Here is a 13,857-nt window from a genome sequence, read left to right on the forward strand (position 1 = left end):
TTAGAAAACTAGGTTTAGACCAAACGTGTAAAGGCGAGGTGCCCAGCTACCTGTGTCTTGGGTTTCTGGGTCGCCGTACTCCCATCCGGGTGACCAAACCGCCACATTACGCACAGCTCCAAAGAACTTAACTGTGCTTAGTTCCACATTGGAGGTCCAGCGTTTCGGCAGCGTGTAACCAATGGAAATATTTTCCAAGCGAACGAATGAACGGTTGTACAATTTGCGCACACCACCAGCACCAATCGGCCCAGCAGCTTCTATCCTTCCATATTCATTAGTTGGATTGTCCGGCGTCCAATATTCTTTACGCGCCATATTGGCTAAACCGTAAGTCATGTGGCCACCATTATCGTCATTGTTCAGATAAATGCCTTCCAGCCTTTTATGTCCGGTGTATGCGTAAAGATTAAAAGATGCGCTAAAGTTTTTCCAAAAGGTGAAATCACTACGAAGTGACCACTGGAATGGTGCAACCTCACGACCTAAGAATTCTTTATCCATATCGGTGTAAACAGGCCTCACTGTTCCATTTGCATTGGTGACATCATCAGCAGTATAGTTGTTGGCCACTTTCGGATCACCTGGCAATTGTCCGTGACGAACCGCTTCATCGTATTCACTGGTTTGCCAGATACCAGTTACGTTATAATCCCAAATAGCATCAATGGGCTGACCAATAAACCAACCGTTTGGAATATCGTTGATTTCCGTACGACTAATTACGCTTCCATCAGGGCCGATAATATCTTCGTATTGATTATACAAATGCTTGATACGATTTTTGTTGTACGACATACCGAAATTGGTAGACCAACGGAAATTTTCGCGTTGAATATTTACCGTATTAACGGTAAGCTCGAAGCCCTTATTCGTCACTTCTCCCAAGTTTGTTGCGATACGATCAAATCCGATAAACGTCGGTAAGCGCTGTTGCATAATCATATCGGTCGTGCTCATGTTATAATATTCCATGGTGGTCGACAAGCGATTGTTGAACATCGAAAATTCCAAACCCAAATTCCATGATGCTGTTTTCTCCCATTGCAAAGCCGGATTTGCCAACCGCTGTGCCATCAAATAGCGATACAACGCTAAATCTCCCGCAGCATTGATGTAACCTTGCATGTGCCCGCTTCCTCCGTAAAGATTAGATAGCGCTAAGTTTGGATCTTCCAACGCCCGGTTACCATTTTCACCATAAGAAAGGCGAAGCTTACCATTATCTACCACATCTTTCCAACGGAAGAAACTTTCGTTCGTGAAGTTCCACGCTACTGCCGCCGAAGGGAAATAGGCATGTGGATTAGATGCTCCAAAACCAGAATAACCATCTCTCCGCAAAGATGCCGTGACGAGGTAACGATCATCGTACACATAATGCAAGCGTCCAAGCATACCATCTGCTGTTTGACGGGTATCATGGCTAGAAAAACTGCTATCTTCCTTCGTTCCATTTCCTGTGTTGTGGAAACCCAAATCATCCGTTGGTTGAATATTTCTTGCATTGATCACATCGCTCCATGATTTGCGATCCTCCGCTTCATACACGAAAGTGGCATTGATGCGATGTTTCTCATTGAATTCGTACTCCCAATTCAAGATGTTGTTGATCGACCAATCAAATCGTTGTGCTTGTTGACGATTTACCCCACGATTTCTAGGATTTGATCCTGGCAATTCCGCAGACATAAAATAACGGTCGTGGAAGAATTCGAAACGCGGTGATGCGTTGAACGAGTAATTGATATTGAATGGTAATTTCAGGCGCGCTTGGAGAATAGAGTTTAATGTAGTAAATCCCTTTTCCAACTCCATGTAGTTCCTCAAAAAGTCGTAATTATACCCGCGTTGGCTAAACTCGCCACTCAACGGAAACTGTTGAGGATTGCCATCCGCATCCGCATAATCGGCATACGGGCTATTTCTCAAGGCTGCTGGCTGATCAATATCGATATTCCCATCAGATCGATTTTGGAAATTAACATTTGCGCCCAACTCAAACCAATTGGTCACTTTCGCATCAATCTTCATATTGGCACGTACCGCACGATAATTGTCCGTAACAACTACGCCTTGATTTTTCATGTAGCCCATGGACAAGTAATAGTTTACTCTATCGCCGGCACCACTCACACTTCCATTATAATCCTGGTCAAAACCTGTACGAAACACGCGATCGGACCAATCCGTAAATTTGCCGTCAAAGAAATTCTGCAATGCATTCCCCTGAAATCCTAAACGTCTACCCCAAATCGCCATATCCGATTCACCAGCGGTATTTGTGGTGTACGCTCGCCATGTATCGGCGGAGACATCCGCAGGCAATCTATCCGGACGCATGAAATATCCGGGACGATTTGCAAATGTGCCAGTACGATACGCTTCATAAGCGCCTGTATTCGGATTAATCCCATAGGTGTTTTTTGTTAACCAATCTTCGCGGTGTTTCAGATACTCATCCTGATTAAATAGCTCGCGATAGGTAGCTAAGGTCGATGTACCAATATTCGAACGGAAATTCACTACCGGTTTGCCGGGTTTTCCTTTTTTTGTAGTAATGATAATAACGCCGCTTGCAGCCTGAGCACCGTATACCGCCGCTGCCGAAGCATCTTTCAGGATATCCATCTGCTCAATATCGTCTGGATTAATCTCAGAAAGTTCTCCATAATAGATCATTCCATCTAAAATCAACAATGGACTATTATGTCCTCCGGCATCATACACGGAGCGTTGACCGCGAATCTGCAAACCACCTCCGCCTTTTGCCCGTGGATCAAAGTCGACGCGTACACCAGGCGTTCCCCGCAGGATGTCTTGCACAGTTCTCGGATTTTCATCCGCAATAGCATCCGGTCGTATTTGTGTGACCGCTCCGGTAAGATCTTTCTTACGCATGGATCCATAACCTACCACAACAACCTCATCCATACCATGTACATCGGTAGATAAGGTTACATTGATCGAAGTACGGTTTTGGATAGGTACTTCTTGCATCGCATAGCCGGTAGAGTTGAATACCAATGTAGTAGCTCCGGAGGTGGGCAGTTCGATTGTGTAGCGCCCGTCCACATTGGTAGAGGTCGCACGATCTGTTCCTTTCACGCGTACGGTCGCTGCTTCGACGGGATTTCCATCTTCGGAAGTTACAGTACCAGAAATTTGGATGCTTTGGGATTGCGCGAGCGCAATGGATGCCCGATAGGGACTTAGGCTTGCCAACAAAACGACAAGAATAAAGTAGCATTTATTCATCATGATTAACAATTTAGGCGGAAGGTACGTGCCTCATCACTGGCAGGTATATATCCATCATTGTAGACATAGGTTAACTAACTGTTTATAATCGGAGTCGCGGTTCAAACGACTTTCCAAAAGTCTTCAATCGCAATAGGAAAAAATTGACTTTTTAGCTCAATTTTTTACCAAATAGTATCAATCGAGGTTTTATAAAAATTTCCATGATGCGAACGATGATCGATTTAACTTGTGTATGGAGTAAACTATACCATTCGATCAATTTTGAGAAGAGCGCCACTTCTGAAATGAAATTGTCTTACCTTTGCATTTCAAACGAATACCGCGATGAAAAAAATTGCAGATTATAGGAACCTATTAGGCGTAGACAAAAATGTGACGCTAAGAGAGCTTAAAACCATATATAGAAATGCGATGAAGGATACGCATCCTGATAAGTTTGTCGACAACGAGGAAGCGAAAAACGAAGCGGAAGAGAAAAGCAAAACGGTTATTGAGGCCTATCATTTCCTAGTAAGCATACATGCTGAAACACAAGAAAAATATAAAGAAGAATACACAGAAACGATCACCAAATCGAATATCCACGATTTCTATTTAGAGAAATCAATTCTTAAAGTGCAACATCTGAACGGACAAATGTTTGAATACATCGGTGTTCCAAAAAACACCTACGTTAAGATGGTAAACTCCGACTCCCCAAGCCGTTTCGCAAGAAGACATATCTACGGAAACTTTATATTTAGAAAGTCCGGTGAAGCGATGACTGATTAATTTTTATCGGTCAAGGAAATGGAGCCTTTCAAAAAAATTGGAAGGCTTTTCTATTTAGACGCTAAATTCGATTCTCCCAAGTAAGCATTTTCGAGATCAAATCTTCGGTTTCTTTACTTAAAGGAACCAATTTCATGGATGGATTTTGCTGGTATAACTCAATATAACGACTTACAAATCGAACAGGATCTTGAAGTACTAAATCCTTTACTACCTGATTCCCATAAACAGATACTAATTGTTTCGCCATTTCGTAGCCGACAGCATAAAAAACTTCATCAAACTCTGTAGTGAAGCCAATATTGTAGAGCTGTCCATAACTCACTTTCGGGTCGTGAAACGCCCGGTATAGTAGGGTTTCAAACAAATAAAAGTTGGAGCGATTACGCTTATCGTTTTTCTCATACACTGCGATTTGGCTCCGCGCAAATTCGCCTGGTTGTTCAATTTTAGTGTAATCTCCTACGAAATTAGCTAAACCCTCAGACCACAATTCGTACAATAGTGCATAGGTCGCCTTTTCATTGTAACTCGGTTTTTCTCCAAGTATGCGCTCACGCAGATTAAGCCCTTCATTTTGTATATTATGATACAATTCGTGCATCATCAAAACTTTTAATCCTTCATAATCATCACCGATATTCTGAAGTGCAACATGGAAAGACTCTCCATCCAATGTGAAACCTAGGGCATCACCTCCAACGATGAAATAAGCTTGTGCTTTTAAACTAATTTTATCCGGCGTATACATTTTGATGCGGCTGGCGATGTCGTCACTTAAATTTTCTCCAGATGAATTGACTTTTTGAAGCAATCCTCGAATTTTCGGAAGCGATTGTTTTACAAATTTCCATTGATATTTATCATCCCCCTCAATATCGCCTGTCTCTATTAATTCCTTTAAAGTTGAAATGAATACATCGCTTCCCGCCCCGGTTGATCCTTTGACTTTCTCAATGAGATGTTGATTTCCTGGTAATTTCGAAATTCGAATTAATTCATCGTTGGAGACCATATCCGGAGAGCGATCTAATAGAGAAATAATCGCTTCCGCACTTTTTGTATCAGTACGTATGTCAATATGCTGCGCTGATAGATTGTTGGAAAGTAGGAATATTCCTAAGCAAAAATAAAAATGTCGCATTCTAGTGGTTAGTTTTTTATAAAACTAAAATACAGTTAAACAGACACTTCACAAAAAAAACAGATTAAACTCATACAATAATTTTTGAACAGAAACACTCCAAGATCTTGTTGGATACGTTTTATTGTCAATACTAATAACTCCTAGAATCATCACATTTTATCTACATTTGCCTATCATTTAAGCTAATGCGTTTACAAATGAATTCCGAAATTAAAACACAACAACTAACTGCCGTTTTAGAAGTTCTGCAATTGGCAGAAAGATTAAAATTTGAGCTTCGCCACAGCTGGCTATCCAATGGAAGACAAGAAAGCGTGGCAGAACATACTTGGCGAATGTCTTTGATGGCGATTTTGTTAGAACCACTTTTGGATGAGAAAGTTGATTTATCTCGTTTGCTGAAGATGATTGTTATTCACGACTTAGTGGAGGCCGAAGCAGGTGATGTATCCGTTTTGGATCAGATACGTAATCCGGAATTGCGGATATTAAAACAGCAGCGCGAGGAGTTGGCAATCAATCGGATTCGAGAAATGCTAAGTAAAGCGAATGGACAAGAAATTTACGATCTCTTTTTTGAGTTTGAGGAAAAACAAACATTCGAAGCAAAAGTGGCAAACGCTATTGATAAGCTCGAAGTCCAGTTGCAACACAACCATGCCGACATCGCTACTTGGGAAGAAATCGAATACGATCTTTCTTTTGTTATCGGCAAACACGTCGCTTTTGACGAAACCTTTATTTTACTGAAAGATTTAATCGAAAAGCAAGCATCCGAAAAGTTGAAAATGGCAGGCTTGAATGTAGAAGAAATCCGTTCTCGAGCAATTTCCAGTTTCGGGTAATATTATTTTCCTTTTCCTAGCAACACCTCGAAAGGTTTACCTTGACGACGTACTTCGAAGAACGCGAACAAGAAACATATGCCCAAAATAACGAACAGCATATCAATTAGGAAAATGCCATTTCCTTCGATTCGCCAAGTGTTCCAAAGCCAGAGTCCGGTTTGCGCACCATTGACTATTGGCACTGCCAAACACAGCAAACCGGATAGTAGCAAAGAGTAAAGATTGACTTTCGAGGGATTTCTCAAAGCCACCAAAGCTAATCCCAAAACTAGCCAACTATAGAAATATGTGCGATAGATAATCGGCTGATTAACCTCGGGAAGTATTTTCACCATAATAAATGTAAACGCTGTCACAGGGAGCATCGCCAAACAAGCCGACAAGAATACGTTGCTTGCCCAAAAATTGAATCTTCGTTTATATAATGGAATATTATTCTTATTTCTAGCTACTAGCCAAATCATGATTCCCGAGATGATGACAACACATCCCATTAGTCCTAATACAAAGAACACTAAACGAAGCGGTGTGCCACCAAAGTCGCCGAAGTGCAAATGGTAGATTAAGCTGCGTACGCCATCAATGTAGTTCCCTTCGTTAATTGGTGATTTAGATTCCAAAACTTTGCCCGTTGCAATTTCCTGTCTGACAAATCCCGAACCTGCAAAACTTTGCGTTGGATGAGGTTTCGATTCCAAAACCACCTGCATGTTCTGATCGTTGAAGTTCCGGATGTGTATTCTAGAAATTTTGCTGCTCCCCCACTTTTGCTGCCATTCCGCAATGAAATCATTCAGGTCGAATTTACTGTTCAGCGCCGAATAGCTGTACGGAACATCTATTGTTCGGTTGTACTGCAAGTCTTCGAATAATTGTTCCTGCTTTCCATCATATAGCACTTTAGCAAAAGGCGTAGTGAGTGCAAAATTTACGATAAGGATTACGCCCGTAATAGCGAAGATCAATTGGAAAGGGAATCCAATTACGCCCAATACGGTGTGCATATCTGTCCAAACAGTTTTCCATTTGCTCCAAGGTCGAAACAGGAAAAAGTTAGTTTTGATCTTATCCCAGTGCAAGAATAATCCTGTAATCAGCGCGAATAGAAATAGAAAAGAAACTACACCGGCTAACAAATAACCGAAAGGCGTGCCGATTCGGATAGGAATTTGATTGAGCGGTGCCAAGAAATGTAAGCGGTAAAAGAACTCGCCCATATCATATCCTTGCGCGTAACTACTCGCTTCGCGATTGGCGAAGAAATAAAGAAAATATGCAGAATCTTCATCGCCTCCGCCTCGCCTTCCACGCTTGGTAGCATCTCCAGCAGGTTTGGGTTTGCTGATGGTCGAATCTTTCGAAACCGACATATTTATGTATGCTCCGTGTCCACCATTTAGTACATAGAAATCAAAATCTCGTCCGCGCAGATCATGTTTTTTCGACAAAGAATCCAACACATAACTATAATCAGCTTGCCACGCTGAATGATTCATTTCTCCTTTTTGCCATGCGCTGATGCTATCTTTAAAGAAAGAAAAAGATCCCGCAAAAAATATGACATACAATAAAGCCGCGATGATAATTCCGCTGATTGTATGCGTATGAAAGTAGATATTGTATTTTCTAGGATCCATAAATATTATGCGCGAAGAAGAAAGTAAAGTCCGGAAAATACGGCGATGCAAACCAAATAAACGATCCAAACTCGCCAAACAGATTTAGCGACGAAAGCCCACAAAAGCAGCAAGGCCCAAGCTACATAGCCGGTAAAAAACGCGGTAGCTACTACATTTTCCTTCGGGAAAAATACGGTCATCAGCAGGTGAAAACTAAACATGACTGCATAGCCGCCAAGCGAGCCGATTATGATCTTATTTAATCGAAGCCAACCCGACTTAGTCAAATATTTTTTGTTTGCAGGCATAACTAGAGTACTTCGAATAAAAGACAGATCAAATAAATGATTGCTACGTATTGTGCTTTCAGCCAAGATAAAGGAAAGAACAACACGCAAACGCTCGCCATAGTCATCAAAATTACAATGGTAGCAAAAAGGCCACTTGCCCAACCTAACGTTTGTATACACAAAGCGGCCGCAGCAAGAAAAAGAATACTTCCAAGCGTTTTGCTGAATCGCACGCGTTGCAATTGTAGCAATATGGCCGGTTTATCCGGCCATACCAAACGCTTGGATGTACTCATCCAAACCACAAATCCTGTAAAGAAAAGCAAACAGCTCGTGGTAATCATATTTTCTAAAATGTATATCCGAAAGTTAAGCGAAATCCTCTTGGCGGCAATGCTCTCCATCCATAGTGAGAATAACCCCATGCACCAGGAAAGAATCCAGTATAATTATAACGATCCAATACGTTGTTAACCACTAATGCAAGGTGATAGTTGTCACGCTTAAAGGAAGCTCCAAGATCTACAGAAAACAAATCATCTGGTAGATATTTTTCTTTTGTAGATGGCCAAGCTGCTCGTTTAGCATGGTATTCATATCCCGCAGAAAAACCTAAACCTTGTAAAGGCCCATTTACCAAATTGTAATGCAACCACGCATTCGTGATGTGCTCTGCGTTACCATAAAGCATCATACCAACACGAGCAGGATCATTATCTTTTGTAATCCTAGCATCTGTGTAAGCATAGTTGAACATTACATTGAATGAAGGCGAAATGCGACCATTTACATCTACTTCAATTCCTTTGGATGTCGCTTCTCCTGCCTGATCGATAAAACCCGGAAAATCTGGTCCAGCGTTAGTCGTTATATTAGTGCGCGTTAAGTGATAAGCCGTCAAACCAGCAAAAAGATTTCCATTAAACCACGTTTTTTTCAAACCCAACTCTTTACTAGTTCCCCTTGATGGATCGGCAGGATTACCATTATCTCTCCGGATACCGGTTTGTTCTTGAAATGTCTGGTCATACAATGCAAAGGCTGTAAATGTTGGCGTAATTAATCCCGTTATGCTGAACCTTGGCGTCAAAGCACTGTTGTTTACACGCGCGCCGTTTGACGCAGCACTCGTACGTGTTGTCGTGGTATAGCGCAATCCAGCACCGATACGAAGTTTGTCATTCAAGAAATGTGCTTCGTCTTGGAAATGCATAGAGTAATAGCTGTATTCTGTCAAATACATCGCTCCACGTTCGCGCAAAGATCGACTTCTATCATATTCTGGAAGATCTGATTTTCTTACTTGTCCGTAAACTGGGTTATATATATTAAACGTCCCTGGTATTGTATCAACAATTGTCCAATCTGCAACGTATGATTTCGTCCCCATATCCAATCCGGTTAAGATATTATTTTGTACATCACCTATGTTGAATTTACCTTTTACAAAGATCTGCCCGACCGTTGAGGTATTCATCGCATCACCGACAGATAGATTTCTTTTAACATCGCCGTTTGGTTTCAACGTATTGAAAGCTGCATACAAAGATTCTCCTTGCATTTGCGAATTAATATATCCGAATTGACCTGTCAACATCCAGTTATCGGAGAAATAATGGTTCACTGTACCGAATACATTTTGTTCGCGAACCACCGTTGGATCTAGAATCGGGTCAGAAAAATTAAATTCTCTAGGCAATTCTTTAAAGTTATTTATTCCGTAGGCATATTTAGAGAATCCGCCCGTAAAAGCATTTTGCGAAAAAATGTACTCTGCGGTGAAATCCGTTTTATCAGAAAGAATATATTTAATAGACGGATTGACAACAAACTGCTCATTACTCGCATACAAAACGTGAGAGCCTTTTTTGGTACCCATTACGTTGAAACGACCTAATAACTTGCCGTCTTTAGACATTTTTCCGTCAACGTCAACCTCAGCTCTAAATAACCCAAAGCTTCCAAGACTCAATCGGGCAGAATTGACCGCATCATCACCTTTTGGCTTCTTAGTAACGATATTATAAAAACCTCCAGGTTGGGTATTTCCCATCATAAATCCGGCAGGACCTTTTACAAATTCTATACGCTCTACAAAAGCCATATCTTCACGAAGTGGACCGAAACTCCCACTCACGTCCATTCCGTTTCTCAGGTTAGAAGCTGAATACCCACGTACCGCGATCCCTGCGCTTGCTTCTTCTTGATGGTAAATAGTTCTCGCGCCGCTCACATTACGCGTAAAACCTTCGGCGGTAGAGAAAATCATTTGATCGTTAAGTAGTCCCTTATCGACAACTATTATGTTCTGTGGTGTTACTAGCAAATTCTCAGATAATCTTAATGTAGAAGAAGGCACATTTCTACGATTAGCAGATACTAATACCGATTCGATTTCATCATGTCCCACTTGTACTACAAAATCAGCTTGGGAAACAGCGGCATTTGTTACATAAATCGTTTTAGTATTAGAAAATTGACGAAACGTTACGGTCACCTCTTGTTCACCTACTAACACATTATTGAGTGTGTAATTACCGAACTCATCCGTCACCGTTTTTTTATCCGTTTTTTCTATAACAACTTGAACACCAGCTAATGCAAAGCCTTCTTTCGAGGTTACTTTTCCTTTTACATCTCCGGTTTCCTGCGCAAACAAGAGGCCGGGAAGCAACATAGCCAAAATCAATCCACCAAAAAATCCTCGGATTTTGCTGCTTAAGAACCAATTATATATTTCCATCCTTATTATTTAGAATTAGTTTAATTAATTTTGGCAAAAGTAGGCAATGCGGATATTCGATTATATCGAAATCGGTATAAAAGCTTTAGAATACGGGAGCAACACGCGATGAAAGAAACGCAGGAGCGAGAAGTCAACGACTTCTTTTATGATGATCATATTTGGTCTTTAAACGGCACAGAAGAAAACACAAAATCGGAAAAATCCTTACGCAACGACGTGGGGGATTTCAAAACGATTTATATCTATGGGTCCGAAAAATTAGCGATTCGGGAATACCATCAGCTATATCGCGAAGACTTTCAACTGAGTAGCGTTGTGGAAGCTAGCGCTTATGTGGAAATTAGCTTTTTCTTAGGACCAAACATGGTAACCGACTCCATTGATGGGCGCATTCAACAATACCAACCCTATCATTGCTATATTCATTACGTACCCAAAGGTTGCTCGATCAAAGTTCCGATGGAAAAAAATCAGCATTATCATCATTTGGATATTTATTTAGAGCTTTCTCATTTTCAAGAATGGATTAGTACCCATTCGTTTGTCAAAGATTTTGTAGAGGATGTACTCGCAGATCGTCATGCACACCTCTTCCCTAACGGAGTTCTCATAACGCCAGAAATAGCACAATTGCTTTCGGAATTGAAAAATGCTGAGTTAGATGATGTCAGCAAAGAATACTTTATGAAGGGCAAAATCTTTCTTCTGCTCGGTATGCTATTTCAAATCGTACACGCACAATACCCTAACAAGCCGAAAGACGATGTCGTTTTGCGCGCTGATGAAGAACAAAAGCTACAAAACATTGCTTCTTTCATCGCAGGTAATCTCGACAAGTTTTACACGATTGAGAATTTATCCAAAGAATTCGGCATAAATGAATTTAAATTGAAGAAAGGATTTAAACACCTGTTTCACATGGGTATTTTCGAGTATGCCACAAATTTGAAAATGCAGGAAGCGAAACAGCTAATTGCAGAAAACAAGTATACATTCAAAGAGATCGCTTTCCAACTGGGATACGCCGCGCCCTCCTCCTTCTCCGTTTCTTTCAAACGAATTACAAACTTTTCCCCCGCTCATTACAGAAAGTTGTTAAGTCAACAATAATACGTTTTATCTAACTGTCCCATCACATTTAGTGCATCGTAATGGAGGATCTCTGTTTGAAAAATCTATTTGATCAAATTTTTGAAAAGCGAGTATGATCAATTTTGAGATAGACCTCGAATCTAAACAATACCAGGGTTGTAGTTTTATCGTAGGAGACCATCAAATCTGTTTTAGACAATCCAAGATTATGCCTAAGAAGATTGGGCAATTTGTTGCGCTGTGGAAAAGAGACGATTTGGGAAAAACAATTCCGTTTGATAACAATGATCCGTTTGATTATTACGTTATTAAAATTCAACGCACAGATCACATTGCAGGAGCATTCGTTTTTCCTAGAGATATCTTAGTGTAAGAAAATGTAATTTCTTATGATAAAATCGGAGGAAAACTTGGTTTTCGTCTTTACACACACGAGGATACTCCTGAAAACAAACAAGCTTGTAATTCAAAATCTCGGCAAAATAACTGTTTTGTAGAATTTGAGGGTAAAGCTTTGAGTTTGACAGATACTTTACTTTTAAAGTAATACCGAGAAAAAAATCCCTAAGCGAATCGCTTAGGGATTGTAAAAAGTTGTTTTAAGGAAAGATCAATTAATCTTCAACATCCCACCAAACACGTGTGGTAAGTGCATCTGCACCTTGCTGACTAATTGCAGCGCGGTAGCTCTCCCCATTTCTTCCTGCTTCTTCCGTAGTATATGCCTGTCTGCGAGGCAATCCACCATTTGTGTTTAACGGAGCTGGACCTGGGTCAAGCACTGGGAAACCTGTACGGCGCCAATCTGTCCAAGATTCGTAGCCATTCGCCATATAATTGGCAAACCACTTCTGGGTAATAATGCGCTCTAGACCATTCGTTGCGCTGTAAGCAACTAAAGGCTGAGCTACGTAGGAAGCATACTCTGTTTCCGCGTTCGGCAACTCCAATTGCTCAAAGGCAGCACGAATACCGTTTAAGTAGTGCGTTGGGGCATCCGTGATCCATCCCAAAAATGCAGCCTCCGCTAACATAAATTCCGTTTGTGCATAGGTTGTCAGAGGAAGTTGCGCATTCTGGGCTGTGAAACGATCACCAATCAATGAAACATTTTCTCTGTTATATGCAGATGTTTGTCCTTGAATCAGTCCGTAAGGCATGCCTCTATATGTACCGTTTTGTAGCGGATTAGCATAAATCGGCAACCTAGGATCGTTGTAAGCTTGTAGTTGTTCAATCATGTATTCACTTACAGCGTAATCCACTCGCGCTCCTACAACATAGTTATTATACAACGGACTCTGATTATTCGCATCATTTAGATAGCGGAATATGGCGTTGTCTGCATTAGACGTTATCGCTCCGGCTTCGTACGCCGCCAAAAATTCTGTTCTAGCCTTGCTGGGGTTCACTTTGCGAATATGTAATGCAGCAGCCATGCGCAATGTGTTTGCCCATTTAGCCCATAAGGAGACGTCACCACCAAATAATATGTCGCCATTGATAGAACCACCTTCCGCAAGTTGTTGAGCTGCTTCAGTCAGTTCCGTAAAAATGCCGTTGTATACCGCCTCTTGTGCGTCATAAGCTGGTGTCAAGTTTTCACGTCCCTGCAATGCTTCCGTATAAGGAATCATTCCCCAACGATCCGTCATGTGCATAAAATAGAACGCCTTTAACACACGCGCAACACCAATCTGACTGTCTTTGTCACCACCATCCGTCACATAAGCTTGCGTAGAAGCTTCTGGGTCGTTATTCAATGCAATGATCGTTTGTAGATCTTGCAATGGAGCATTATAGATTGGATAGAAATTATAAATAGTATTTTGGAAACGAGACTCACTCGTGTATTGAATCTCCGCCATATACTGCGGATACAAATCCTTTGCAAAACCGGAAATTCCTTCAGTCGGACTACCTATTGACCGTATTGCATTTGATAACAGCAACGTGGTATTTGGAGTCAAAGCATCGTTTGGACTGGTATTTATTGTTTCAAAATTCTTGGTACAGCTACTTAATAGCGAAGCCGCTATTATGCATGCACCCAAATGTTTTATATATTGTTTCATGGTCT

At 41.1% G+C, this 13,857-nt stretch carries 11 protein-coding genes; 4 read left to right on the forward strand and 7 right to left on the reverse strand.

The window, feature by feature from the left end:
• Positions 1-3,261 (reverse strand): SusC/RagA family TonB-linked outer membrane protein, encoded by a 3,261-nt coding sequence (locus ACFSQ3_RS04680; RefSeq protein ID WP_380867975.1) that lies wholly within the window; start codon positions 3,259-3,261, stop codon positions 1-3.
• Positions 3,262-3,588: 327 nt separating this feature from the next.
• On the opposite strand from ACFSQ3_RS04680, the gene ACFSQ3_RS04685 reads away from it, so the two are divergent.
• Positions 3,589-4,035 carry a KTSC domain-containing protein gene (locus ACFSQ3_RS04685; RefSeq protein WP_380867977.1) on the forward strand — a complete coding sequence of 149 codons (447 nt, stop codon included), beginning with the start codon at positions 3,589-3,591 and terminating at the stop codon, positions 4,033-4,035.
• Between the two features lie 61 nt (positions 4,036-4,096).
• On the opposite strand, the gene ACFSQ3_RS04690 is transcribed toward ACFSQ3_RS04685, so the two are convergent.
• On the reverse strand, positions 4,097-5,179 hold the full coding sequence (locus ACFSQ3_RS04690) for a DUF5700 domain-containing putative Zn-dependent protease (protein ID WP_380867979.1): 1,083 nt from the start codon (positions 5,177-5,179) through the stop codon (positions 4,097-4,099).
• Positions 5,180-5,379: 200 nt separating this feature from the next.
• Between ACFSQ3_RS04690 and ACFSQ3_RS04695 the strand changes: the two genes are divergently transcribed.
• On the forward strand, positions 5,380-6,027 hold the full coding sequence (locus tag ACFSQ3_RS04695) for an HD domain-containing protein (protein WP_380867980.1): 648 nt from the start codon (positions 5,380-5,382) through the stop codon (positions 6,025-6,027).
• Between the two features lie 2 nt (positions 6,028-6,029).
• Here the strand turns inward: ACFSQ3_RS04695 and ACFSQ3_RS04700 are convergent, their stop codons facing one another.
• From ACFSQ3_RS04700 to ACFSQ3_RS04715, 4 genes are read right to left on the reverse strand one after another with little or no spacing between them, the layout of a single operon-like run.
• A complete protein-coding gene (locus ACFSQ3_RS04700) occupies positions 6,030-7,667 on the reverse strand; it encodes a PepSY-associated TM helix domain-containing protein (RefSeq protein ID WP_380867981.1) in 1,638 nt (545 codons plus the stop codon).
• Between the two features lie 5 nt (positions 7,668-7,672).
• The gene (locus ACFSQ3_RS04705; protein ID WP_380867983.1) at positions 7,673-7,957 is read right to left on the reverse strand and encodes a hypothetical protein; all 285 of its coding nucleotides are present in this window, start codon (positions 7,955-7,957) and stop codon (positions 7,673-7,675) included.
• Between the two features lie 2 nt (positions 7,958-7,959).
• Entirely contained in the window at positions 7,960-8,283 is a 324-nt protein-coding gene (locus tag ACFSQ3_RS04710; protein ID WP_380867984.1) for a hypothetical protein, read from the reverse strand.
• Between the two features lie 5 nt (positions 8,284-8,288).
• A complete protein-coding gene (locus ACFSQ3_RS04715) occupies positions 8,289-10,682 on the reverse strand; it encodes a carboxypeptidase regulatory-like domain-containing protein (protein ID WP_380867986.1) in 2,394 nt (797 codons plus the stop codon).
• A gap of 108 nt (positions 10,683-10,790) precedes the next feature.
• Here ACFSQ3_RS04715 and ACFSQ3_RS04720 point away from each other — a divergent pair, with 108 nt between their 5' ends.
• Together ACFSQ3_RS04720 and ACFSQ3_RS04725 are read left to right on the forward strand one after the other, a co-directional pair.
• Positions 10,791-11,795, forward strand: coding sequence for a helix-turn-helix domain-containing protein (locus ACFSQ3_RS04720; protein ID WP_380867988.1), 1,005 nt, complete (start codon positions 10,791-10,793; stop codon positions 11,793-11,795).
• Between the two features lie 94 nt (positions 11,796-11,889).
• Entirely contained in the window at positions 11,890-12,150 is a 261-nt protein-coding gene (locus tag ACFSQ3_RS04725) for a MepB family protein (protein ID WP_380867990.1), read from the forward strand.
• 241 nt (positions 12,151-12,391) lie between these two features.
• On the opposite strand, the gene ACFSQ3_RS04730 is transcribed toward ACFSQ3_RS04725, so the two are convergent.
• Positions 12,392-13,852, reverse strand: coding sequence for a SusD/RagB family nutrient-binding outer membrane lipoprotein (locus tag ACFSQ3_RS04730; protein WP_380867991.1), 1,461 nt, complete (start codon positions 13,850-13,852; stop codon positions 12,392-12,394).
• Positions 13,853-13,857: the final 5 nt, after the last annotated feature.

Source organism: Sphingobacterium corticis (genome assembly GCF_042684745.1).
In the GTDB taxonomy this organism is placed as follows: domain Bacteria; phylum Bacteroidota; class Bacteroidia; order Sphingobacteriales; family Sphingobacteriaceae; genus Sphingobacterium; species Sphingobacterium corticis.